The organism is Pseudomonas sp. Leaf127, from assembly GCF_001423155.1.
Classification (GTDB): domain Bacteria; phylum Pseudomonadota; class Gammaproteobacteria; order Pseudomonadales; family Pseudomonadaceae; genus Aquipseudomonas; species Aquipseudomonas ovata.
Genome location: NZ_LMOA01000023.1, coordinates 637396 through 663472, shown reverse-complemented (window position 1 = coordinate 663472; position 26077 = coordinate 637396). Strand labels below are relative to the sequence as shown.

The window sequence follows — 26077 nt, the reverse complement described above, 5'->3', positions numbered from 1 at the left end:
CACACAGCCAAATGCCACATTCACCGTGGCGACAAAGAGGACAAGACATGGCCACCACCACTCTGGGCGTGAAACTCGACGACCCGACCCGCGAGCGATTGAAAGCAGCCGCACAAACGATTGACCGTACCCCGCACTGGGTCATCAAGCAGGCGATCTTCAATTACCTCGAGAAGCTCGAGAGTGGTGCAACCCTGCCGGAGCTCAATGGCCAGGACAAGGAAGGCGACGACCGTGGCGAACTGCCGGTCGATGCCAGCCACCAGAACTTCCTGGAGTTTGCCGAAAGCATCCTGCCGCAATCAGTGCTGCGCGCGGCCATTACCTCGGCCTACCGTCGCCCGGAACAGGAAGTGGTGCCCATGCTGCTGGAGCAGGCGCGCCTGCCGGCTCCCATGGCCGATGCCACTCACAAGCTGGCCGCCTCGATTGCCGACAAGCTGCGCCACCAGAAGAGTGCCGGCGGTCGTGCCGGTATCGTCCAGGGCCTGTTGCAGGAGTTCTCGCTGTCGTCGCAGGAAGGCGTGGCCTTGATGTGCCTGGCCGAAGCGCTGCTGCGCATCCCGGACAAAGGCACCCGCGATGCCTTGATTCGCGACAAGATCAGCACTGGCAACTGGCACCCGCACCTGGGCAACAGTCCGTCGCTGTTCGTCAACGCCGCGACCTGGGGCCTGCTGCTGACCGGCAAGCTGGTCTCGACCCATAACGAAACCGGCCTGACCTCCTCGCTCAGCCGCATCATCGGCAAGAGCGGCGAGCCGATGATCCGCAAGGGCGTCGACATGGCCATGCGCCTGATGGGCGAGCAGTTCGTCACCGGCGAAACCATCGGCGAAGCGCTGGCCAACGCCAGCAAGTTCGAAAGCAAGGGCTTCCGCTACTCGTACGACATGCTCGGCGAAGCGGCCCTGACCGAACACGACGCACAGAAATACCTGGCCTCCTACGAGCAGGCGATCCACTCGATCGGCAAGGCCTCGCACGGCCGTGGCATCTATGAAGGCCCGGGTATCTCGATCAAGCTCTCGGCCCTGCACCCGCGCTACAGCCGCTCGCAGTACGAGCGCGTGATGGAAGAACTCTACCCGCGCCTGCTGTCGCTGACCCTGCTGGCCAAGCAATACGACATCGGCCTGAACATCGATGCCGAGGAAGCCGACCGCCTGGAGCTGTCGCTGGACCTGCTCGAGCGCCTGTGCTTCGAACCGCAACTGGCCGGCTGGAACGGCATCGGCTTTGTGATCCAGGCCTACCAGAAGCGCTGTCCGTACGTGATCGACTACGTGATCGACCTGGCCCGCCGCAGCCGTCACCGCCTGATGATCCGCCTGGTGAAAGGCGCCTACTGGGACAGCGAGATCAAGCGCGCCCAGCTCGACGGCCTGGAAGGCTACCCGGTCTACACCCGCAAGGTGTACACCGACGTGTCCTACATTGCCTGCGCCCGCAAGCTGCTGGCGGCCCCGGAAGTCATCTACCCGCAGTTCGCCACCCACAACGCCCACACCCTGTCGGCGATCTACCACATCGCCGGGCAGAACTATTACCCCGGCCAGTACGAATTCCAGTGCCTGCACGGCATGGGCGAACCGTTGTACGAGCAGGTCGTGGGCAAGGTGGCCGATGGCAAGCTGAACCGTCCGTGCCGCGTCTATGCCCCGGTCGGCACCCATGAAACCCTGCTGGCCTACCTGGTACGCCGACTGCTGGAGAACGGCGCCAACACCTCGTTCGTCAACCGCATCGCCGACCAGTCGATCTCGATCCAGGAGCTGGTGGCTGATCCGGTCAGCAGCATCGAGCGCATGGCCACCCAGGAAGGCAGCTGCGGCTTGCCGCACCCGCGCATTCCACTGCCGCGCGACCTGTATGGCCGCGAACGCGCCAACTCCAGCGGCATCGACATGGCCAACGAACACCGCCTGGCGTCGCTGTCCTCGGCCTTGCTGGCCAGCGCCAACCATGACTGGAAAGCCGTACCGTTGCTCGGCTGCCCAAGCAGCCAGGAAACCCCGGTGGCCGTGCTCAACCCGTCCGATCACCGTGACGTGGTCGGCCATGTGCAGGAAGCCACTGTCGCCGACGTCAACAATGCCATCCAGTGCGCCATGAGCGCCGGCCCCATCTGGCAGGCCACGCCGCCGGCCGAGCGCGCCGCGATCCTGGAGCGTGCCGCCGACCTGATGGAAGGCGAGATCCAGCCGCTGATGGGCCTGCTGGTCCGCGAAGCCGGCAAGACCTACCTCAACGCCATCGCCGAAGTGCGCGAGGCGGTGGACTTCCTGCGTTACTACGCCGTGCAGGCCCGCACCGAGTTCAACAACGACGCCCATCGTCCGCTGGGGCCGGTGGTGTGCATCAGCCCATGGAACTTCCCGCTGGCGATTTTCAGCGGCCAGGTGGCCGCGGCCCTCGCCGCCGGCAACCCGGTGCTGGCCAAGCCGGCCGAGCAGACGCCGCTGATCGCCGCCCAGGCCGTGCGCCTGCTGCTCGAAGCCGGTATTCCTGAAGGCGTGGTGCAACTGCTGCCGGGCCGTGGCGAAACCGTCGGTGCCGGGCTGGTGGGTGACGAGCGCGTCAAGGGCGTGATGTTCACCGGTTCCACCGAAGTGGCGCGCCTGCTGCAACGCAATGTCGCCGGGCGCCTGGACACCCAGGGCCGGCCAATCCCGCTGATCGCCGAAACCGGCGGCCAGAACGCCATGATCGTCGACTCCTCGGCGCTGACCGAGCAAGTGGTCATCGACGTGGTGTCCTCGGCCTTCGACAGCGCCGGCCAGCGTTGCTCGGCCCTGCGCGTGCTGTGCCTGCAGGAAGACTCGGCTGACCGCGTGATCGAAATGCTCAAGGGCGCCATGGCCGAAAGCCGCCTGGGTAACCCGGAGCGCCTGAACGTGGACATTGGCCCGGTGATCGACGCCGAGGCCAAGGCCGGTATCGAGAAACATATCCAGGCCATGCGCGACAAAGGCCGCAGCGTGTACCAGATGGCGATGGCCGACACCCCGGAAATCAAGCGCGGCACCTTCGTGATGCCGACCCTGATCGAGCTGGAAAGCTTCGACGAACTGCAACGCGAGATCTTCGGCCCGGTGCTGCACGTGGTGCGCTATGCCCGCAAGGACCTGGATGCGCTGATCGACCAGATCAATGCCTCCGGCTACGGCCTGACCCTGGGCGTGCACACCCGCATCGACGAGACCATCGCCAAGGTCATCGACAAGGCCCATGCCGGCAACCTGTACGTCAACCGCAACATCGTCGGTGCCGTGGTCGGCGTGCAGCCGTTCGGTGGCGAAGGCCTGTCGGGCACCGGCCCGAAAGCCGGTGGCCCGCTGTACCTGTACCGCCTGCTGAGCACCCGTCCGCAGGATGCCATCGCCCAGTCGTTCAGCGCCGCCGATGCCCGCCAGGCGCCGGACACGCGCCTGCGCGATGCCCTGCTGCAACCGTTGCAGGCCTTCAAGGCCTGGGCAGCCAGCCAGCAACGCACCGAGCTGGTGACGCTGTGCGAGCAGTTTGCCGCCCAGTCGCAAAGCGGCATCAGCCGGATGCTGGCCGGCCCGACCGGTGAGCGCAACAGCTACACCATCCTGCCGCGCGACCAGGTGCTGTGCCTGGCCGACGACGAGGGTGACCTGCTGGCGCAACTGGCCGCTGTACTGGCCGTGGGCAGCCGTGCGGTGTGGGTCGACAACGATTCCACCCGTGCCCTGCGCAACCGCCTGCCACGCGACCTCCAGGCGCGCCTGCAACTGGTGGCCGACTGGAGCCGCGACGAGGTGGCGTTTGATGCGGTCCTGCACCACGGCGACAGCGACCAGCTGCGCGGCGTGTGTGAGCAGGTGGCTCAACGGGGCGGCGCGATCGTTGGTGTCCATGGCCTGCCGTACAGCGACACCGGCATTGCCCTGGAGCGCCTGGTGATCGAGCGGGCCTTGAGCGTCAATACCGCAGCGGCCGGCGGTAACGCCAGCCTGATGAGTATCGGCTGACCTGACCGGCTGCCGGTTTCAGCGTAAATAAAAAGGCGGAGCGCGCAAGCGCTCCGCCTTTTTTGTGGAGGTCAGCTCAGAAAACGGTATAACGCGACGGAAATCGAGCGATCGCCACTGGCATAAGCGCTCAAGATAATCTTGTCGCCTGCCTCATCAGGCTGAACGAGCAAGCCCCCCATGTACTCGTCACTGCGCCCTACAGCGACCTGCCCGCCCTGGCCAAATTGTAAATCCAGCTCACCATCAGGCAGATATCGACGCAAGGTATATGAGTCATCCTGCAAATCCACGAGCAGCACCTTGCCATCACGCTGTACGCCGATATGGGCTTGCTGCGCCTGAATGATGATCGGTTCACCCTGATTGAAACCTTTATCGATCTCACCGCTGCTTGTCAGGCACAGGAAAAAGCCACGCATGACACCTTGACCGGGGTCACGGACATACCCTGTCAGCCAAAGCCGTTCCTTGTCATGGAAGACACGACTGAAGACTGTGGACGGATAGCCAGACACGCTATAAGGGAACCGACCTTGACTGGCAAAGGTTTCTTTCAACTCACCGGTGTCTGAATCAAGACAGTACAGCCAAGCGCCAGAGCCAGCATCGTCAGTGACGTCCATTGCCAGGATCACATCGTGCTCCGCCGGGCGCACAGTCATATCCCTCAACTGCAAAGACTGCGTACCCTCTCCCAGAATGAGTATGCCGTCCTGCGCGAAGCCGTTGTCCGGATGACCTTCAGACCGAAGGCGCATCAACAGAACCCTGCCGTACCGTGCTGATTCCAGATAAGAACAGGCGATCCATGCGTTGAGACGCCCTTGAACGGCCACAACGCCATTTCCATCGACCGAGACATTCTCGCGTGTAAGCGGGCGTTCTCTGACCTGACCTTCTGCCGTGCGATACAGCAAGATGACCCGATCACTCGGCACAGCGGTGAGAATACAGTCCTCCCCAGTCTGCGAGCCCACATCAATGCCACCAATGCCGTTTGTTACAGGCAAGGACAGCCAATAGCCTGAATCATCAAAAGAGGTATCCAGTACTCCGTCAGCAGTGAATCTTCCGACAGTCACATATCGGGTGCCAGCCCCGATCTTCTCGCTGGTGCCGACACCCAGAATCCGGTGCTGGTGATCCAGGCTGAATTTACGAAACCTCATACTGGAGCGACCCTCACCCAACTCCAGCCGCCCCCCTTGCCCAAAACCCGGGTCCAGGTCACCTGCTTTCAGATTTTCCATATCATCCTCCCTGGATGTGAATGGCTCGCACGCAATCACAAGACGCCGCCCGCGCCAATCAACATTGCGTTCAAAAACGTGTTCAAACATGTCTACCCATCTTCATGGTGCAAACCACGCGTGGTTACCCGCAACTGGCAGAACTGCGAGGTTTCACGATGCCGGTAGTGGGCTGCTTCCCTGCACGGCGGTCGATGGCAACGGGAAAAACCGCTCGACCAGCTTCTGGCCCTCAGCCCCCAGCCGCGCCGCATACTGCTCGCGGCTGAACGGCTCGCCGGTGCGCATTTCATAGACCTTGCTGCCGGCCGGTGGCAGCGGCACTTCCTTGATCCGCACCCGGATGAATTTGTAATGGGTGCCGGCGACTTCGCGGATGTCCTGCACCTCGAAATAGTGCCCTGGCGCAAACAGCGACTCGGCCTCCTCCTCTTCCTTGGAGAACAGGGCGATCGGTGTGGCGCCCAGGTATTGCTCTGCCAGCATTTCGAAGACGATCGAGGTCTCATCGAAGCTGATCGGCCCGCTGAAGCCATAGGACGGTGCGCCGGCCTGGCTGCTGGCAAAGGACCGGGCCACGTACGGGTTCTCGCTGAACGAGGCAAAATCGGTATTGACCAGCACATCGCCGGCCTTGATGACGCCTGCGCGAAAGGTCATGCCTGACGTGCCCCGGGCCCCACTGCCACCACGGTACAGGGTGGCGTGGTTGTCATAGCCTATGGCCTGCAGGTCGTCGGCCAGTTCCTCGATCATTTCCACCTGATTGGTGATCCCGGCCTTGCCGGTGCGCAGGAACTGGTTGAATTCTTCCTCGCGCTCCGAATACCGCGTCACCCGCCCGCCGACATAGTGATCGTGGTCGACCTTGAACACGCGGTATTCATCGCCCCAGGCATCGCGCAGCACCTGATCACCTTCACTGTCGACGCTCAGCTCATCCTCGGCCGCCAACTGATGCACACTGACAACCGCCTTTTGCCGCGCCAGTGCCAGATCCGACAACCGGTCCTCTTCGTCGGCATTGAACTGCATGTAGGTGTCCCAGAACGTCGAACGAATGGTCGGGTAGACCGGCGCTTCAGGCGGGCTGCCTGCCAGCGCGCTGGGCCCCGCTTCGTTCATCGGGCTGCCACCGCTGAGCTGCAGGGCCGGCAGCGCTTCCCATTCGTCATGGGCATTGAGGCGCACGGCGCGGGCACCCTCAAAGGCGAACGGGTTCAGCGGGTCGACGATCAGCCAGGTGTTGAGCGCCTGGCTGTAGCGCACCCGCTGCGGCGTATTGCCCAGCCTGATCCAGGTTTCACCGGTTTCGCTGCGCGTGATGCCTTGCATCGGTGCCTGGCCGGCCAGTTGCGCCTCACGGTTGAGGTTCTGCAGCGCGATCCACTCGGGGCCGGCACCCTCCGGGCCTGACAGGGCACCTGCCGCAGCCGACGCCGAAGCACGCAGGGCAGGCAGTGCGTCCACCAGCAAAGGCAGGTTGAACAGCACGAAGATCGAATTGAGGATCGCACCGATCACCCCGGCCTTGCGCTGCCGGGCCGTGCTGCCGTTGATGGCCAGGTCGATGTTCAGGCCGACATTGGCCAGGCCCGCCCCCACCAGCGTCAAGGCCAGCGGCCAGGCCACCACGGCGCTCGGGCCGAAGACCCGCATGAAGGCATTGAGGTAGCCGATCCACATCTGCTTGCGCAGGCTGGCATTGGACGTCAGCGCATCGGCCACGGCGTGCATCTGGTGCCGGGCCTGTTCGCGCAGATGCTCGAAGACATCGCCAACGATGACCCGCTCATGCGTGTTGAGCAACCGCAAGGCAACAGCCTCGACGCGGTTGTGGTCAGCGTCGAGCGGCTGCTGGCCGATCTGGTCGAGCAGCGCGCCAAAGGCCTCGGCATGGTCTTGCCAGGCCTGTGGCGAATTCAGAAACAGGGTCTCGAAATGCTGTCGCAAGGCAGGCTGGCTGATGCAGCGCTGCACCCACTCGTACAGGTCGCGCTCGGTCTCGCAGACCTGAAAGGCCGGGTCCTGCCCCGGCAAGTAGAGGATTTGCCGCCCGCGGGCATCGACCATGCGGATGATCTGGCTGGCCTCATGGCCGCCAATGTCGAAGCTGCGCACGCTGACCTCACCCTGTACAGGCAGCGCCAGGCTGTGCGTGTGGTTGCCAGGCGACAGCGCAGGCTCACGGGCAACGGCCTGCACAAGTGCGCGCCCGTCGGCAACGGACAACTGCCCACGGCGCACCGCCAGGGCGGCAGCAGACAGAAAGCGGGCCCGGGCCAGCTCGCAGAACGTAGCCCCATGGCGGACCCAGAAGGCGTCGACTCGCCGGCGAAAGTCGCTGGCAAAATCCAGCGCCCAGAGCTGCTGCAGGACCTGGCCGGGCAGCAGGGCCACTTCGTTGTGCTCATCGAACGCGCCGCGGTGTTGCGGGCCGTCGGTATAAAAGCCGCCGTACACCTGCAGATCGTCCGGGCCGTCCTGGTCCTGGGCATTGAAACGGCGCATCACCAGTTCGACCAGCGTCATCGACTCGACCGGCGCGCCGCTATGCTGCCAGCCCGTGAACGTGAGCGGGCTGCTCGACGCTGTAGCAAAGCGGTGCCACCAGACCCGGTCCGGGTCGAGCACCTTGCCGGTGTGCTGCTTGAGCACCTGGCGAGCGGCAGCCCAGGCCAGCCCGTGAACATCCGGGTAGTCCTGCATGAAACGCTGCGCCTTTTGCTTGAAACGCGCCTGTTCGGAGACATACCGGGTCTGCTCGGGGCCGGCCAGAAATTCGTGGAGTTGCGACATGATCAGGTTCCTTGGAGTGAGAAACCCGGCACCTGATCAGATCGCCCGGTGGGTGCGGCGTTAATTATTTAGCCCGTGGCGAGATTGATGGCCAGACAGTCGTTTTCGGACCGTCCCGACAGACAAGCCTTTGACAGCCAACCAATTCAACAGGTTAAATCCCTTGGCACGCGCGGTGCATGGTCAAAGGCCAGCATCGATGTTTTCTCTTCAGCCTGACCCCGGAGTACCGCCCTTGGATGCCACCACCATCAACAGCCTGTTCCTGATCGGCGCGGTGTTGGTCGGGGCGAGCATCCTGGTCAGCTCGCTGTCCTCGCGCCTGGGCATCCCGATCCTGGTCATCATTCTGGCGGTCGGCATGGTCGCCGGCGTCGACGGCGGCGGGATCATCTTCAACGATTACGCCACCGCCTACCTGATCGGCAACCTGGCTTTGGCGGTGATCCTGCTCGACGGCGGGTTGCGCACCCGGGTCAGCAGTTTCCGGGTCGCACTGTGGCCGGCGCTGTCGCTGGCCACAGTCGGGGTACTGATCACCACGGTGCTGACCGGCATGGTCGCCGCCTGGCTGTTCGGCCTGACGCTGATGCAGGGCCTGCTGATCGGCGCCATCGTCGGTTCCACCGATGCGGCGGCGGTGTTCTCGCTGCTGGGCGGCAAGGGCTTGAATGAACGGGTTACCGCCACCCTGGAAATCGAGTCGGGCAGCAACGACCCGATGGCCGTATTCCTCACCGTGACCCTGATCGGCATGCTCGCCAGCGGCGAAACCGGCCTGCACTGGGGCCTGCTGGGCCACCTGATCCAGGAGTTCGGTATTGGCGGGCTGATGGGCCTGGGCGGCGGCTGGCTGATGCTGCAACTGGTCAACCGCATCAACCTGGCCGCCGGCCTGTACCCGATCCTGGTGATCGCCGGCGGCCTGGCGATCTTTGCCCTGACCAACGCCATCCACGGCAGTGGTTTCCTGGCCATCTACCTGTTCGGCCTGGTGCTGGGCAACCGCCCGATCCGCAGCCGCCACGGCATCCTGCACATGCTCGACGGCATGGCCTGGCTGGCCCAGATCGGCATGTTCCTGGTGCTGGGCCTGCTGGTCACCCCGCACGACCTGCTGCCCATTGCCATTCCGGCCCTGGGCCTGGCGCTGTGGATGATCCTGGTGGCCAGGCCGCTGTCGGTGCTGGTCGGCCTGCTGCCGTTCAAGGCCTTCCATGGCCGCGAGAAAGCCTTTATCGCCTGGGTCGGCCTGCGCGGCGCGGTGCCGATCATCCTCGCGGTGTTCCCGCTGATGGCCAAGCTGCCCAATGCCCAGCTGTACTTCAACCTGGCGTTCTTCATCGTGCTGGTGTCGCTGCTGCTGCAAGGCACCAGCCTGCCGTGGATGGCCAAGCTGCTCAAGGTCACCGTACCGCCAGACCCGGCGCCGATCTCGCGCTCGGCGCTGGAGGTTCACATCACCAGCGAATGGGAGCTGTTCGTCTATCGCCTGGGCGCCGAGAAGTGGTGCATTGGCGCCGCCCTGCGCGAATTGAAGATGCCGGAAGGCACACGGATCGCAGCACTGTTCCGTGGCCAGCAACTGCTGCACCCCTCAGGCAGTACCACGCTGGAAGTCGATGACCTGTTGTGCGTGATCGGTCACGAACACGACCTGCCGGCGCTGGGCAAACTGTTCAGCCAGGCGCCGCAACGCGGCCAGGACCTGCGCTTCTTCGGTGATTTTGTGCTCGAAGGCGATGCGCACCTGGGCGACGTCGCCGCCCTGTATGGTCTCAAGCTCGACGGCCTGAGCCCGGACATGCTGTTGGGCCAGTTCATCGTGCAGAAAAACCGCGGCCCGGCCATCGTCGGCGACCAGATCGAATGGAACGGCACCCTGTGGACCGTGGCGGTGACCGACGGCGACCGCATCGTCAAGGTCGGGGTCAAGTTCCCCGAAGGCACCCGCCCGGGACCGGCGCTGTTCCTCTGATCGCCACCTGCGCGGCCCAGGATGCCCGGTAGGAGCGCGCTTGCCCGCGACCGGCTGCGTTAGCAGTCGTAAATTTTCAGCGTTTCATAGATCCCTGATGGGTTAGCAGTCGTAAATTTTCAGCGTTTCATAGATCCCTGATGGGTTAGCAGTCGTACACTTGTGGCGTTTCTGAAACTTTGCGAGCGCTTCGCACTCGGTCGCCGGCAAGCGGGCTCCTACAGGTGTGAATTTTATAGCCAATAAAATCAATAAGTTATTTTTTGTTTGATGAGAGCCCTCCGTGTCTGCTGCGCGACGGCTGGCAAGCATTGCTTTAAACTGCGCCTCTTTCCGTTACTGCCCCCTGACCGGTGTCTATGCCTTCCTTGCGTGCGTTCCTGGTAGCCGCCATCCTCGGCCTGTGCCTTTCCACTTCTGCCATCGCGCTGGCCGCCGACCCGCCCAGCCGTGACAGCGTCCAGCAAAGCCTGGACAAGATCGGTGACCGCAAGCTGCCGGAGGCCGACCAGAAGGCGCTGCAGCAAGTGCTCGAGCAGACCCTGGCCTTTCTTTCCAGCCAGGACGACAGCCAGCAGAAGCTGACCGCCCTCAAGCAGCAACTGGAGCAGGCACCCAAACAGGTGCTGGAAAACCAGCGCGAGCTGGAGCGCCTCAAGGCCAGCCAGGTAACGCCGGTGGCGCAGCGCTATGCCCGGCTTGACGTGCCGCAGCTTGAACAACTGCTCAGCGAGCGCAGCACCCAGCAGAGCGACCTGCAAAAGGCCCTGAACGATGCCAACAGCCTGATCCTCACCGCCCAGACCCGGCCGGAACGCGCGCAGACCGAAATCAGCAACAACCAGACCCGCACCCAGCAGATCAATGCCATCCTCAAGGCCGGCAAGGAAGGCGGCAAGACCCTGAGCGCCGACCAGCGCAACCTGTACAACGCCGAGCTGGCCTCGCTCAGCGCCGTCAGCCTGTTGCGCCGCCAGGAGCTGGCCGGCAACAGCCAGTTGCAAGACCTGGGCAACAGCCAGCACGACCTGCTGAGCGAAAAGGTCCAGCGCCAGGACCAGGAAATCCAGGACCTGCAGACCCTGATCAACGACAAGCGTCGTACCCAGTCGCAGAAGACCGTTGAAGAACTGGCCCTGGAAGCACAGAAATCCGGCGGCAGCAGCCTGCTGGCCACCGAAAGCGCGGCCAACCTCAAGCTCTCCGACTACCTGCTGCGCGGCACCGACCGGCTCAACGAACTGAACCAGACCAACCTCAAGACCAAGCAACAACTGGACAACCTGACCCAGACCGACCAGGCGCTGGACGAGCAGATCAATGTGCTCAGCGGCAGCCTGCTGCTGTCGAAGATTCTCTACCGGCAAAAGCAGGCGCTGCCGCACCTGCAACTGGACCGTAACCTGGCCGATGAAATCGCCGACATCCGCCTGTACCAGTTCGAGCTCAACCAGCAACGCGAACAGATGAGCACACCGCTGGCGTACGTTGAAAAACTGCTCGCCACCCAACCGCAGGAGGAGATCACTCCGGCGCTGCGCCGCACGCTGATGGACCTGGCGGTCACCCGCAACGACCTGCTCGAACGCCTCAACCGCCTGCTGGCCTCGATGCTCAATGAGTCGATCACCCTGCAACTGAACCAGAAGCAGCTGATCAGCACGGCCATCAGCCTGCGCGCCACCCTCGACGAGCAGATGTTCTGGATCCCCAGCAACAAACCGCTGGATGTGGAGTGGTTCCAGGGCATCGGCCCGCGCCTGCACAAACAGATCACCACCCTGCCCTGGACCTCGAGCATCAGCGAACTGTTCGAAGGCCTGACCCAGCACCCGCTGCTGTTCGTGCCGCTGCTGCTGCTGATCGGCGTGTTGACCTGGCGGCGCAATGCCCTGTACGCCAAGCTCAACCAGCTGCATGCCGACATCGGCCACTTCCGCCGCGATAACCAGTGGAAGACGCCGCTGGCACTGCTGATCAATATCCTCCTGGCCCTGCCCGTGGCGCTGGGCCTGGCCTCGTGCGGCTACGCCCTGCAGATCGATGCCCGCGGGCAGAACGCCAACCTGGGCCTGGCCCTGCAGGAAGTGGCCTTGACCTGGCTGGTGTTCTACACCGCCTACCGGGTGCTGGCGCCCGGCGGCGTGGCGCAGCTGCATTTTCGCTGGGAGCCGGTGCAGGTCGAGTTCCTGCGTCGCTGGATCCGGCGCCTGGGCCTGGTGGTGCTGGCGCTGGTGGCGGTGGTCGCCGTGGCCGAGCATCAACCGGCGGCGCTGGCCGACGATGTGCTGGGCATCGGCGTGGTACTCAGTTGCTACGCGCTGATGACCCTGCTGCTGGGCCGCCTGCTGCTGGCCAGCCCCACGCACCACAACGCCTCGCTGTTTCGCAAGGCACTGGGACTGGCCTTCACCGCCCTGCCAGCGGCGCTGTTCATCGCCGTGTGCTTTGGCTACTACTACACCGCGCTCAAGCTGACCGACCGGCTGATCGACACGCTGTACCTGTTGCTGCTGTGGCTGGTGGTCGAGGCCACGTTCATCCGCGGCCTCAACGTTGCGGCCCGGCGCCTGGCCTACCAGCGTGCCCTGGCCAAGCGCCAGGCGGCCCGGGAGAACGGCGACAGCGACGTGCCCATCGAAGAGCCCAAGCTGGACATCGAGCAGGTCAACCAACAGTCGCTGCGCCTGATCCGCCTGGCGCTGATGGCGTTGTTCATCGGTGCGATGTACTGGGTCTGGGCCGACCTGATCACCGTGTTCTCCTACCTGGACAACGTCACCCTGTACGAATACACCAGCGGCACCGGCGCCAACATGAGCATGGTGCCAATCAGCCTGGGCGACATGCTCGGCGCCCTGGTGATCATCGTCATCACCTTCGTGCTGGCACGCAACCTGCCCGGCCTGTTGGAAGTCTTCGTGCTGTCACGCCTGAGCCTGGCCCAGGGCAGCGCCTATGCCACCACCACGCTGCTGTCCTACACCATTGCCGGCGTGGGCTTCGTGACCACCCTGTCGACCCTCGGGGTCAGCTGGGACAAGCTGCAATGGCTGGTGGCTGCGCTGTCGGTGGGCCTGGGCTTCGGCATGCAGGAAATCTTCGCCAACTTCATTTCCGGGATCATGATCCTGTTCGAGCGTCCGGTGCGCATTGGCGACACCATCACCATCGGCAACCTGTCGGGCACGGTCAGCAAGATCCGTATCCGCGCCACGACCATCACCGACTTTGACCGCAAGGACATCATTGTCCCGAACAAGACCTTCATCACCGGCCAGTTGATCAACTGGTCGCTGACCGACACCGTGACGCGTGTGACCCTCAAGCTGGGTGTCGACTACGGCTCGGACCTGGACCTGGTGCGCAACCTGTTGCTGCAGGCCGCCCGCGAGAACCCGCGGGTGCTCAAGGAGCCGGAGCCGATCGTGTACTTCCTCAACTTCGGCGAAAGCACCCTGGACCACGAACTGCGCATGCACGTGCGCGACCTGGGCGACCGCAACCCGGTGCTGGACGAGATCAACCGCTTCATCAACCGCGAGTTCAAGAAGCAGAAGATCAACATCTCGTTCCGGCAGATGGAGGTCTACCTGAAGAACATCCACGGCGGCGAACTCAAGCTGGTGCCCCTCGACGCGACCGGACAACCGGTCCCGCCCGCCAAGGCCACCACGCCCCTGAGTGTCGACAAATCCCCGGTCACCCCCAAGGACGTGCCCGAACCACCCGAGGCCAAACTGGATTGAACCCTATGCAGCCCCTGTAGGAGCGCGCTTGCCGGAATGCCGGACCACCGCGACCGGCTGCGTCAGCAGTCGTAAATTTGTAGCGTTTCGCAGATTTACAGTCGGAAATTTGCAGCGTTTTCGAAATTTTGCGAGCGCTTTGCGCTCGGTCGCGGGCAAGCGCGCTCCTACTGTGGCGGGTCATAACCTGAACGTCGCGACGATGGCGCTCAGGCGGCCGGCCTCGTTGTCCAGTTGGGCGCATGCCTGCAAGGTCGCAGCCAGGTTGTCGGTACTGTGTTCGTTCAGGCGGCTGATTTCATGCACGTCGCGGTTGAGCTGCTCCACGGCCGTCGACTGCTGCTCGGTCGCAGCCGCCACGGTGAGGTTGACGTCATCGATCTGACCGATGCGCGCCACCACCGCCTGCAGGCTGGCGCCGGCCTCGGTGGCCACCGCCACGCTGCGGCTGCCCATGTCATGGCTGACCAGCATGGTCTGCGCCGCCTGGGTGGCACCTTGTTGCAGCGCCTCGATCACCCCGCGGATTTCCTCGGTGGCTTGCTGGGTGTGATGCGCCAGGCTCCTGACTTCATCGGCCACCACGGCAAAGCCGCGCCCGGCATCCCCGGCCCGGGCTGCCTCGATGGCCGCGTTCAGCGCCAGCAGGTTGGTCTTGGCCGACACCGCCGAGATCACTTCCAGCACCTTGCCGATGTTCGAGCTGCGCGCATTGAGGTCCTCGATCTGCGCGCGGGTGGTTTCGATATTGCCTTGCAGGCGGCGCATCGTGCTCACCGTATCCTCGACCAGCGTGCAGCTGGAGCTGACCTGCGTGCGCGCCTCGGACGCCTCCCGGGAAGCCGCCGAGGCACTGCCGGCGATGTTCTGCGCCGTGGCGCCCAGCTCCTCGATGGCGGCGGCAATGCTGGTGGTGTAGCCGGCCTGGCTGCGGGCCTTTTCCACCGACGAATTGGAGGCGCCCAGCACACTCCGGGTTGCCTGCTTCAGGGTCTGGGTGGTCGATGAGACCTCGCTGATCGACGCATGCAGGCGGTCGACAAAACGATTGAACCCCTGCGCCAGCAAGCCGAACTCATCCTGCGAGGCAATCGCGAGGCGCCGGGTCAGGTCGCCCTCGCCCTGGGCGATGTCCTGCATGGCCTGGCTGATCTGGCGCAAGGGTTTCATCAGCACACGCAGCGCCAGCCCCAGCAGCAGCAAGGTGACCAGCACCGCAATCACGGTGGCAATGATCGCCGCCTGACGAAACGCTGCCAGGCTGGCCAGCACCACGGGGCGGTCGAGGGCGATGCCGATGTACCAGTCCTGTGACGGCACACCCTTGATGGGTGCAAACAGGGTCAGTTTTTCGCCATCGGCCGCCGTGGCCTCGCTCAGTTGATCGGTCAATGCCGGGGCCTGGCCCATGAACAGGTCAGCCAGGGTCTTGCCGATCATGGCCTTGTCCGGGTGCACCAGGATCTTGCCGTCCTTGTTGACCATGAAGGCATAGCCACGGCCTTCGAACGCTTGCGCATTGAGGGTGCGGGCAATGGTCTCGATGCTCAGGTTGACGCCAAACACGCCCAGCACCTGTGCGCCTGCGCGAATCGGCACCGCCTGGCTGATGACCCGGTAATCGATGCCGACCCCGACATAGGGCTCGGTCATCACCGCGCCTGATGCGATGGCGTCCTTGTACCAGGGCCGCTGGCGGCTGTCGTAGTCGGCGGGCATCTGCCGGGGCGGCTCGATATGAAAAGCGCCCTCGCGGGTGCCGACGTAACTGGCCACGAAGGTCTCCTGCAACACCGGTGTGCGCAGTGTTTCCAGCAGGCGGGCAGGCTCGGGATCGCGGCCGAGCTGCTCGGCCATGCCCTTGACCAGCAACAGCCGGCCGTCCAGCCAGCTCTGGATATCGTGGGCCATGGCACCGGCCAGGTTGCGCGTGCTGTGCTCGAGGCGCTGCAGGGTGTCATGGCGCAGGCGCATATCGTTCAGGGCACAGAACACCCCGAACACCAGCATGATCACCAGCGAGGCGCTCAGCAGGACTTTCTGGTTGAACCCGAGAGGCTTCATCGGTTATTTCCTCGTGATGGCGTTCACATCGCCGCATGACTTGTAGGAGCCCGCTTGCCGGCGACCGAGTGCGCAGCGCTCGCAGAAATCTGCGAAACGCTGCAAATTTACGACTGCTGCGCAGCCGGTCGCGGGTAAACGCGCTCCTACCGGGTCCCATGTTTGCTGCAAGACAGCGTTGTGTCAGTGACACAGCTTGCCGGCGACCGAGTGCGCAGCGCTCGCAGAAATCTGCGAAACGCTGCAATTTTAGGACGGGTGACGGCATTCCGGCAGAGCGCGCTCCTACGGGTTACCAGAGCGCCAGGGTGTAGCTCAGGATCAGGCGGGTTTCGTCCAGGTCATTGCCGAAGGTGGAGCGCACCGTGGCATTGCGCACCTTGAGGCCGACATTCTTCAGCGGCCCGCTTTGCACCACGTAGCCCAGGTCGGTGTTGCGCTCCCATTCCTTGCCGGTATTGCTGCCGGCCACGCGCACGTTGTCGCCGCTGACATAGCGGGTCATGAAGGTCAGGCCGGGGACGCCCAGGGCGGCAAAGTTGTAGTCGTAACGCACTTGCCAGGAGCGCTCCTCGCTATTGGCAAAGTCATTGATCTGCACAAAGTTGACCAGGTACGGGTCACTGTTGGCGATGTACGGAAACGGGTCGTCACCGCTCATGCGCTGGTAGGCGGCGGTGAACACGCTGGCGCCCAGGGTGTAGGCCACCAGGCCGTTGGCTGCGCGGTTGTCCAGCTCACGAAAGTTGCCATCTTCGGTACTTTTCGAATAACGCAAATCAAACTTCAATGACTGTTTATCGGCCAGGGGAATCTCATACACCACGCCACCGAAGTACTGCCGATAAACATCTTCCAGATTGCCGTAATAGGCACTGACACTCAGGGCCTTGTTAAACGCATAGGTGCCGCCGCCAAAGACAAACTCATCACTGACCCCGCCCACGCGGTTACCGGTAAAGTCCTGGTAGTTTGACGAACTGTTGAACTTGATCTGGGTCAACTTGCCGCCTTGCAGCGTCAGGTTGTCGATGTCCTTTGAGTTGAGTAATGCCCCTTCGAAGGTGGCCGGCAGCAGGCGCGTGTCGTTGCTCGACACCACCGGGGTGCGAAACGCCAGCGAGCCGACCTTGAGCACGGTTTCGGAAATCTTCGCCTTGGCCGTCAGGCCCAGCTTGGCGTATTCGTCCTGCGAGCCACGGCCATTGCGCGAGCTCAGGTCCGCCGGCAAGAGGCCCGTGCCACCGGAGCCATCGCCGCCATCGAGCTTGAACCCGACCATCCCCAGCGCATCGAGCCCCAGCCCCACGGTGCCGGCGGTGTAGCCCGACTCGAAACGCAACAAGGCGCCTTGCGCCCATTCGGCAGCGTGATCGCGCTGGGCCGTGGGCGGGCCGTTGCGAAAGTCGCGGTTAAAGTAGAAGTTGCGCAACTCCACACTGGCCTTGCTATCGGCCATAAAGTCCGCCGACGCCTCCAGTGGCAACAGGGACACACACGCACACGCGATCGCAACCGTCTTGGTCATCGACATTTGATTAACTCCTGAGAAGGGGCAGATTCAATCGAAACGCTTTTTTATTTATAAGTAACGCTTGCAACTCGACACGTTCTTGCAGCAGCCGGCGGCCGCCGGACAGGAAGTCCGACAGCGCGCAGGCATTAAAACAACAGCGGTTTAAACGGTTTCAATACGGCCAATGAGCGTCTTGGCTTCAACGTAACGACCCGGTTGTTCCTTGATGACCAACCGCCCGGCACACGGCGCCAGGATCGAGGTTTCCATCTTCATCGACTCCATGACCGCAATCACCTGCCCGGCCTCGACGGCGGCGCCGTCTTCGACGACCCAGGCGTGCAGGTTGCCGGCCACCGGGCTGACCACCGCCTGCGGGTCGAGCGCTTCGGCCGGCACGCTGTGGTCGCGGTCGCTGGCGGCCTGGTTCAGGCTCAGGCCACGCAATAGCGCGGCCGGCAGGCCCAGATCGTGGCGCTTGCCGTCGATTTCGATAAAGGTGCGCAGCACTTCAGCGTCTGCCGCCGTGCTGCTGCGCGAAGCGATGGTGACCTGCTCGGCAAAGTCGGTCTCGATCCAGCGGGTGTGCACCGCAAAGGTATCGGGGGCGGTGAAGTCGCCGTGGGCCATGACCGCCTGATGAAACGGCAGCACGGTGGCCACGCCTTCGACCTTGAACTCGGCCAGCGCGCGGCGCGCCCGGCTGATCGCCTGTTCGCGGGTGGCGCCGGTGACGATCAGCTTGGCGATCATCGAATCGAAGTTGGGCGACACACGCGAACCTTCGACCACGCCGGTGTCCAGCCGCACGCCGGGGCCGGACGGCGCACGGAAGCGCTCGATGACGCCCGGCGTAGGCAGGAAGCCGTTACCGGCATCCTCGGCGTTGATGCGGAACTCGAAGCTGTGGCCGCGTGGCACCGGGGTGTCCTGGAACGACAGCGGCAAGCCTTCGGCCACGCGCAACTGCTCGATCACCAGATCGATGCCGCTGGTTTCCTCGGTCACCGGGTGTTCGACCTGCAGGCGGGTGTTCACCTCCAGGAACGACAAGGTGCCATCGCCGCTGAGCAGGAACTCCACGGTGCCGGCGCCCACGTAGCCGGCCTCGGCGCAGATGGCCCGGGCCGAGTCATGAATGCGCTGGCGCAATTCATCGCTCAGGAACGGTGCCGGTGCTTCCTCGATCAGCTTCTGGTTGCGGCGTTGCAGCGAGCAATCGCGGGTGCCGACCACGACCACGCGGCCATGACGGTCAGCGATGATCTGCGCCTCGATATGCCGCGGGCGGTGCAGGAAGCGCTCCAGGAAGCACTCGCCACGGCCGAAGGCAGCGACGGCTTCGCGCACCGCCGACTCGTACAACTCGGTGATGTCGTCCATCTGCCAGACCACTTTCAGGCCACGGCCGCCGCCACCGAACGCCGCCTTGATGGCAATCGGCAAGCCATGCTGCTCGGCAAAGGCGATCACCTCGGCCGCGTCACTGACCGGGTTGGCGGTGCCGGCCACCAGCGGCGCGCCGACCTTCAGGGCGATGTGCCGGGCCTGGACCTTGTCGCCCAGGGCATCGATGGTCGCCGGGTCCGGGCCGATCCAGGTCAGGCCGGCGTCAAGCACGGCGCGGGCAAAGTCGGCGCGCTCGGACAGAAAGCCATAGCCTGGGTGCACGGCATCGGCGCCGGCGCGGGCGGCCACGGCCAGCAGTTTTTCGATGTTCAGGTAGGTGTCGCTGGAGCGCTCGCCTTGCAAGGCCCAGGCTTCATCGGCCACCTGCACATGCAGGGCGTCGATGTCGCCATCGGCATACACCGCCACCGAGGCCACGCCGTAGTCGCGGCAGGCACGGGCAATTCGAACAGCGATTTCACCACGGTTGGCAATCAGGACCTTTTTCATTTTTTCTCGATCTCGTCTGAAGAGGCTGGCAGCACCGGCTCGAAGGCACTCAGCGGATTGAAGCGAATTCGCGCATTGACCGGAATCTGCCCGGCCAGGTCGATGTGGTACGGGGCGACCACACCGATCACCGGATAACCGCCGGTCAACGGGTGGTCAGCCAGGAACAGCACCGGCTGGCCGCTGGGCGGCACTTGCAGGGCGCCGACCACGGTGCCCTCGCTGGGCAGCTCGCCCTGGATGGCGCGCTCCAGCGCCTGCTCGCCGGCCAGGCGAATGCCGATGCGGTTCGACTGTGGCGTCACCTGCCAGGTCTGTTGCGTCAGCAAGGCTTGTGCAGCCGGCGTGAACCAGTCACTGCGCGGCCCCATGATCACGTCCAGGGTGATGACTTCATCACGGTGCGGCATGGCAAACGCCGGTTGTTCGTCCAGCGACACGGCCGGGCCGCCCGCCGTGTGTTGCAGGCCCAGGCGGTCGCCGGCGGCCAGAGGCGCAGGTCCTACCTGGGCCAGGGTGTCGGTGGACAGGCTGCCCAGCACCGGCGTCACGGCAAAGCCGCCGCGCACGGCCAGGTAACTGCGCAGGCCGGCGGTGGGTGCACCAAGGGTCAGTTGATCGCCATCGTGCAGGCTGAACGGCGCGTACAGCGCCAGTTGCAGGCAATGGCCGCTGGCGGTACGCACCTCGACCGGCACCTGGGCGCCGGTAATGGCCACTACGGCATGACCGCGGCAGGTCAGGCTCAGGCCACCCATCAGCACTTCCAGGCCGCCGGTGCCCGGCGCGTTGCCCACCGCCCGGTTGGCGGCGCGCAGGGCGCTGCGGTCCATCGCGCCGGAGGCCGACACGCCCTCGCCCGCCCGGCCTGGGCGGCCCAGGTCCTGCAGCAGGGTTTGCAGGCCCGGCGCGATGATCTCAAGGTAATCCTGCGTCACCTCGGACACGGGCAAGCGCTCTGCCACCGTTACCGACAGGCCGCCGGCCGGCAACGGCCCGGCGTCGCAAAAGCGCACGCGGTAGCCGGGCTGGAACAGCGCCGGCTCTTCGCGTGCCAGGTCCCACATCTTCAAGGGCGTTACGCCGATGATCTGCCAGCCGCCGGGGCTGGCCTGTGGATAAACACCGCTGAAGCCGCCGGCCAGCGCCACGGCACCGGCCGGAATGCGCGTGCGCGGGGTGCTGCGCCGTGGCACCACGAAGCCTGCGCCGCCGCTGAGGTAGGCAAAGCCCGGCGCAAAGCCGCAGAAGGCGACGTCGTAGTCACTGCCGGTGTGGCGCGCGATGACTTCCTTGACGCTGATACCCAGCTCGCGGGCGACATCATCCAGGTCTTCACCGTTGTAATGCACCGGGATTTCGATCAGCTTGCCCGCCTGACGGACCTTGCCGGTGAGGTCGCGTGCCGCGATCTGTGCGGCCAGCGCCTCGCGACTGATCGCACCCGGGCGAAAGCTCACCAGCAAGGTCCGCGCCGCCGGAACGATCTCCTGCACACCGGCCACCGGCGTCTGCTGCAGGGAATCGAACAGGGCGAGGGTCTCGTCCAGGTTCGCCAGTTCAACCAGAAGTGCGTCCAGGCCGGCCGGATAGAAACGCATGATCCTCTCCTATTTGAGGTAATCGCTGTCGGGGCCCGATACAGGCCCCGGCGCGTGAATAATGGCAAAGAGTACGCTCATGCAGGTTGCCTCTGGCCAAATGCACGGATCTTCACGCCTGCGTTGTGCAGGCAGTCTTTCAGGGTACGGGCGATGGCCACTGCATAAGGGCTGTCGCCGTGCACGCAGATCGAGTCGGCCTGCAGCGCGATCACACGCCCGTCCACCGATTCGATCACACCCTCGTTGACCAGGCGCAGCATGCGTTGCGCAATCAGGTCAGCGTCGTGCAGTACCGCCCCTGGCCGCGAGCGCGACACCAGCGCGCCTTCGTCGGTGTAGGCACGGTCCGCGAAGGCCTCGGCCACGCATGACAGACCGGCCTCACGGGCCCAGCCGAGCAGCGGCGAATTGGCCAGGCCCACCAGTTTGAGCGCAGGATCAAGGCGCAGCAGCGCCTCGATCACCGCCGCCGCCTGGACCGGGTCGCTGGCGATGGTGTTGTACAGCGCGCCGTGCGGCTTTACATAGCTCACCCGCGCCCCGACGCTGCGGACCAGCCCTTGCAGGGCGCCAATCTGGTAGATCACATCGGCCGTCAGCTGTTCGGCCGGGATGTCCATGTTGCGCCGGCCGAAGCCGACCAGGTCCGGGTAGGCGACATGGGCACCGATGGCCACGCCGCGGGCGGCAGCGGCCTTGAGGGTGCGCAGGATCCCGGCAGGGTCGCCGGCATGAAAGCCGCAGGCCACGTTGGCACTGCTGACGAGTTCGAGGATCGCCGTATCGTCGCCCATGCTCCAGGCGCCGAAACTCTCGCCCAGGTCACTGTTGAGATCGATGGTTTGCATGGTCAGGTCTCCGTTGGAATCAGGCGGCGCCGATGAAGGCAAAGATAGGGCGTACTGACTTGAACGCCATGAACCACGACAACAGGCAGGTCAGCACGCCCAGCACCAGCAGCCAGCGCGGGTAGTGGTAGCCGCCCATCAGGTCCGAACGGCGCCAGCCGACGTACATGAAGATGCTCAGGCCCAGTGGCAGGATCAGGCCGTTGAAACCACCGGCGAAGACCAGCAGCGCTGCGGGCGGCTTGCCGAGGATCAGGTAGAGCACCAGCGCGGCGATGATGAAGCCGACGGTGGCCAGGTTGCGCGCCCGCTCGGTGATCTTTTTCGAGAACACGGTGATGAACGACATCGAGGTGTAGGACGCGCCGATCATGCTGCTGATCCCGGCCGCCCACAGCACCAGGCCGAACATCATCATGCCGAACTGGCCGGCGGCGGCGCCGAAGGCCTGGCCGGCCGGATTGGCACCCTTGCCGGACACATCGATGACCACGCCGCTGGCGACAACGCCCAGGATGGCCAGGAACAGCACGTAGCGGGCAATGCCGGTGACCAGGATCCCGCTGAGGGCGGCCTTGGTGACCGCGTCGATGTTTTCCACCCCGACGGTGCCGCGGTCGAGCAGGCGATGGGCGCCGGCGTAGGTGATGTAGCCCCCGACGGTACCACCGACGATGGTGGTGATGGCGGCAAAGTCGATGAAGTCCGGCCACACCGACTGGCGCAGGGCTTCACCCAGCGGCGGGTGGGAAGCAAAGGCGGCGAACATGATCAGGGAAATCTTCAGTACCCCCAGCACGATCATGATGCGGTCCATCGCGATACCGGCGCGGTGCGAGGAGAAGATACCGATCGCCAGCAGCGCGCTCAGCGCACCGCCCCACATCGGATCAAGACCGGTCAGCGCGTTCAGGCCAAGACCGGCACCGGCCATGTTGCCCACGCTGAACACCAGGCCGCCAGCGATTACCAGTACGGCCAGCAGGTAACCACTGCCGGGAATGGCGGCGTTGGCCAGGTCCGAGGCGCGCATCCGGGTCAGGGTGACGATGCGCCAGACGTTCAGTTGCACCACGAAGTCGATCAGGATCGACGCCAGGATACCAAAGGCAAAGGCCGCCCCGAGGGTGGCGGTAAAGGTGGCTGTCTGGGTCAGGAAACCCGGGCCGATGGCCGAAGTGGCCATCATGAACATGGCCGCGATCAGAGAAGCTCTGCGCGCCTTTGTGAACTCACGGGTGGTCTGTGTCACAGCATTCGTCCTGTGTGGGTGATGACTCACCTCAGCAATGAGCGTGCCATTACTCTACCACCGCAGCTCAAACGTAGGAAAATACTGACAATATTGTTGAACAATTAATATTGGATAGCATGGCTATCTGCACCATATTGTTACCCTTTAACTCAGGCATGCTACTTAATGAAGCACGCTGCTTGCTACTGGCCAAGCGCTCAGGGAACATCAGCACAGCTTTTCTTATTTCTGGATCCCTAATGAACGACGCTTCTTCTCCATTGCCCCGAACGCTTGGAGAATCCATCACTCAGGAAATGCGCAGGATGCTGGTCGAGGGCGAGCTGGTGCCCGGCCAGCGCCTGTCCGAAGCCGCCCTGGCCGAAAGCCTGCAGATTTCGCGCAATACCTTGCGCGAAGCGTTCCGGGTCCTGACCCAGGAAGGGCTGCTCAAGCACGAGCCCAATCGCGGCGTGAGCGTGGCGGTGCCCGACATGGCCTCGATCATCGACATCTACCGCATCCGCCGCTTCATCGAGTGCCAGGCCATCAGCCAGGGCAGCCCCCAGCACCCCGGCACGGTGCACATGCGCGAAGCGGTCGAAGCCGGCATGCGGGCCCGCGAGAACAAGGACTGGACCGCCGTCGGCACCGCCAACATGCGTTTTCATCGCGCCATCGTCGAACTGGCCGACAGCTCGCGGCTGGTCGCGTTCTACGGACAGATCTCGGCCGAACTGCGCCTGGCCTTCGGCCGGCTGAAAAACCCCGAATTTTTGCATTCGCCCTATGTCGACATGAATGCGGCCATCCTGCGCACCCTGGAAGAGGGTCGGGCAGACGAGGCCAGCACCCTGCTCGAAGCCTACCTGGTGCAATCGGAACGTACCGTGCTGGCCGCCTTCGAGCGCAGCCTGAACCGCTAACTGGAGGCCGCACCCTGTGAGCGCCCTGGACGAACTTGATTTCGACAACCGCTTTGCCCGCCTGGGCGATGCGTTTTCCACCTCGGTCCTGCCCGAGCCGATCGACGAACCGCGCCTGGTGGTGGCCAGCGAGTCGGCCCTGGCGCTGCTCGACCTGGACCCGGCGCAGGCTGAACAGCCGTTGTTCGTCGAAGTGTTCAGCGGCCACAAGTTGTGGGCCGATGCCGACCCGCGGGCCATGGTCTATTCCGGCCATCAGTTCGGCGGCTACACGCCGCGCCTGGGCGACGGACGCGGGCTGCTGCTGGGCGAAGTGCGCAACCAGGCCGGCGAGGTCTGGGACCTGCACCTCAAGGGCGCCGGCCCCACGCCGTTTTCGCGCATGGGTGACGGCCGTGCGGTGCTGCGTTCGTCGATCCGCGAGTTCCTGGCCTCCGAAGCCCTGCATGCACTGGGCGTCCCCACCAGCCGGGCCGCCTGCGTGATCGGTTCCAGCACCCCGGTATGGCGCGAAACCCAGGAGCGTGCGGCCATGGTCCTGCGCCTGGCACAGAGCCATGTACGCTTTGGCAGCTTCGAGTACTTCTACTACACCAAGCAGCCCGAGCAGCTCAAGCAACTGGGCGAGTACGTGCTGGCCAACCACTACCCGCATTGCCTGGAACAGGCCGAGCCGTGGCTGGCCATGTTTACCGAGATCGTCGAGCGCAACGCCGGACTGATCGCCCAGTGGCAGGCCTATGGCTTCTGTCACGGGGTGATGAACACCGACAACATGTCGATCCTGGGCATCACCTTCGATTTCGGCCCGTTCGCCTTTCTCGATGACTTTGACCAGAACTTCATCTGCAACCACTCCGATCATGAAGGCCGCTACTCCTATAGCAACCAGGTGCCGATCGCGCAGTGGAACCTCAGCGCCCTGGCCCAGGCCCTGACGCCGTTCATCAGCGTCGAAGCCCTGCGCGAGGCCATCGGCCTGTTCCTGCCGTTGTACCAGGCCCACTATGACGACCTGATGCGCCGCCGCCTGGGCCTGACCTGCGCCGAGGACGACGATGCGCAACTGGTCAGCCAGTTGCTGCAACTGATGCAGACCGGGGGCGTGGATTACCACCTGTTCTTCCGCCAACTGGGTGACCGCCCGGCCGCCGAAGCCTTGCGCCACGTGCGCGACGACTTCATCGACATCAAGGGTTTCGATGCCTGGGGCGAACGCTATCTGACGCGCATCGCCCGCCAGGACGACGGCAGCGAACAGCAACGCCGCGAACGCATGCACGCCGTCAATCCGCTGTACGTGCTGCGCAACTACCTGGCACAAAACGCCATTGAAGCCGCCGAGAAAGGCGATTACGAAGAGGTGCGCCGTTTGCACCGGGTGCTGAGCGACCCGTTCAATGAACAGGCCGGCATGGCGCAATACGCCCAACGGCCACCGGACTGGGGCAAGCACCTGGAAATCAGCTGCTCATCGTAACGGCCGGACACCGGTAGGAGCGCGCTTGCCCGCGACCGAGTGCGCAGCGCTCGCAAAATTTGTGCAACGCCACAAATTTGTGATTGCTAACACGCTAAAAATCTCGGAAACGCTGAAAATTTACGACTGCTAACGCAGCCGGTCGCGGGCAAGCGCGCTCCTACGGGGGGTGTCTTCAAGGTTCGTCAGCGGGCGGCGGGTCCACCGCTCACAAGGGTTGTCTGATTCTTCCGTAGGACCTTTCCTTAAACATCCAGGTGCATCCCCGACCCGGCTATTTCCACCTAGCATTCGCTGCTCCAACCCACAAAGGAGCAGTGCCCATGCCATTTTTAGTCAGGGAAGGCGATTCCACCACCACCGGCGGTTTTGTGCTGGTCGCCTCCGCCACGGAGGTCATCGACCTGCGCCGGGTCGCGCGCATGGGGGACCCGGTATGGTGCCCGGCGTGCAAACGCGTCGGGTTCATCGCCCAGGGCAATCCGACCTGGATCGACGAGCAGGTCGCCGTGGCCACCCACGGGCATCAGGTGCAATGCGGCTGCAAGCCGGGCACTCACAGCGTGCAGGCCTCCCAGGAGCATTTCCAGGCCGACATGGAGGCGAGCATCGCCATTCCCGACGACATGGCCGAGGCGGCACGTGTCCAGGCCGAGCAACTGACCCTTTCGATCAAGGACGGCACGTTCAACTCACGGCTGTTCCGCCCTATCGCCTGACTGGCCTGGC

At 64.2% G+C, this 26077-nt stretch carries 14 protein-coding genes; 6 read left to right on the top strand and 8 right to left on the bottom strand.

What is annotated here, in order from left to right; genetic code table 11:
- Positions 1–47 precede the first annotated feature (47 nt).
- Positions 48–3998, top strand: a complete 3951-nt coding sequence (gene putA, locus ASF84_RS24035; RefSeq protein ID WP_056841372.1) for a trifunctional transcriptional regulator/proline dehydrogenase/L-glutamate gamma-semialdehyde dehydrogenase — start codon at positions 48–50, stop codon at positions 3996–3998.
- 71 nt (positions 3999–4069) lie between these two features.
- On the opposite strand, the gene ASF84_RS24030 is transcribed toward putA, so the two are convergent.
- Both ASF84_RS24030 and ASF84_RS24025 read right to left on the bottom strand, forming a co-directional pair.
- A complete protein-coding gene (locus ASF84_RS24030) occupies positions 4070–5251 on the bottom strand; it encodes a hypothetical protein (protein WP_156684357.1) in 1182 nt (393 codons plus the stop codon).
- A 153-nt stretch (positions 5252–5404) separates the two neighbouring features.
- Positions 5405–8050 (bottom strand): dermonecrotic toxin domain-containing protein, encoded by a 2646-nt coding sequence (locus ASF84_RS24025; RefSeq protein WP_056841370.1) that lies wholly within the window; start codon positions 8048–8050, stop codon positions 5405–5407.
- 235 nt (positions 8051–8285) lie between these two features.
- Here ASF84_RS24025 and ASF84_RS24020 point away from each other — a divergent pair, with 235 nt between their 5' ends.
- Together ASF84_RS24020 and mscK are read left to right on the top strand one after the other, a co-directional pair.
- Complete coding sequence (locus ASF84_RS24020; protein ID WP_056841369.1) at positions 8286–10028, top strand: potassium/proton antiporter; 1743 nt, start codon at positions 8286–8288, stop codon at positions 10026–10028.
- Positions 10029–10387: 359 nt separating this feature from the next.
- Positions 10388–13777: a mechanosensitive channel MscK gene (mscK, locus tag ASF84_RS24015; protein ID WP_056841368.1), complete on the top strand. Its 3390-nt coding sequence runs from the start codon at positions 10388–10390 to the stop codon at positions 13775–13777.
- Between the two features lie 180 nt (positions 13778–13957).
- Here the strand turns inward: mscK and ASF84_RS24010 are convergent, their stop codons facing one another.
- The 6 genes from ASF84_RS24010 to ASF84_RS23985 form a co-directional block, all read right to left on the bottom strand.
- Positions 13958–15841 carry a methyl-accepting chemotaxis protein gene (locus ASF84_RS24010; RefSeq protein ID WP_056841367.1) on the bottom strand — a complete coding sequence of 628 codons (1884 nt, stop codon included), beginning with the start codon at positions 15839–15841 and terminating at the stop codon, positions 13958–13960.
- Positions 15842–16133: 292 nt separating this feature from the next.
- Positions 16134–17375, bottom strand: a complete 1242-nt coding sequence (locus tag ASF84_RS24005) for an OprD family porin (protein ID WP_056841366.1) — start codon at positions 17373–17375, stop codon at positions 16134–16136.
- A 144-nt stretch (positions 17376–17519) separates the two neighbouring features.
- On the bottom strand, positions 17520–19256 hold the full coding sequence (locus ASF84_RS24000) for an acetyl/propionyl/methylcrotonyl-CoA carboxylase subunit alpha (RefSeq protein WP_056841365.1): 1737 nt from the start codon (positions 19254–19256) through the stop codon (positions 17520–17522).
- Complete coding sequence (locus ASF84_RS23995) at positions 19253–20857, bottom strand: 5-oxoprolinase/urea amidolyase family protein (protein WP_056841364.1); 1605 nt, start codon at positions 20855–20857, stop codon at positions 19253–19255. The genes ASF84_RS24000 and ASF84_RS23995 overlap by 4 nt, the downstream gene beginning before the upstream one ends.
- Positions 20858–20934: 77 nt before the next feature.
- Positions 20935–21708, bottom strand: coding sequence for a LamB/YcsF family protein (locus ASF84_RS23990; protein WP_056841363.1), 774 nt, complete (start codon positions 21706–21708; stop codon positions 20935–20937).
- A 19-nt stretch (positions 21709–21727) separates the two neighbouring features.
- Positions 21728–22960: an NRAMP family divalent metal transporter gene (locus ASF84_RS23985; protein ID WP_056841362.1), complete on the bottom strand. Its 1233-nt coding sequence runs from the start codon at positions 22958–22960 to the stop codon at positions 21728–21730.
- Positions 22961–23202: 242 nt separating this feature from the next.
- On the opposite strand from ASF84_RS23985, the gene ASF84_RS23980 reads away from it, so the two are divergent.
- From ASF84_RS23980 to ASF84_RS23970, 3 genes are all read left to right on the top strand, one after another.
- Positions 23203–23868: a GntR family transcriptional regulator gene (locus tag ASF84_RS23980; protein ID WP_082481794.1), complete on the top strand. Its 666-nt coding sequence runs from the start codon at positions 23203–23205 to the stop codon at positions 23866–23868.
- 16 nt (positions 23869–23884) lie between these two features.
- Positions 23885–25348, top strand: coding sequence for a protein adenylyltransferase SelO (gene selO, locus ASF84_RS23975; protein WP_056841360.1), 1464 nt, complete (start codon positions 23885–23887; stop codon positions 25346–25348).
- A 323-nt stretch (positions 25349–25671) separates the two neighbouring features.
- Positions 25672–26067 carry a PAAR domain-containing protein gene (locus ASF84_RS23970; RefSeq protein ID WP_056841359.1) on the top strand — a complete coding sequence of 132 codons (396 nt, stop codon included), beginning with the start codon at positions 25672–25674 and terminating at the stop codon, positions 26065–26067.
- Positions 26068–26077: the final 10 nt, after the last annotated feature.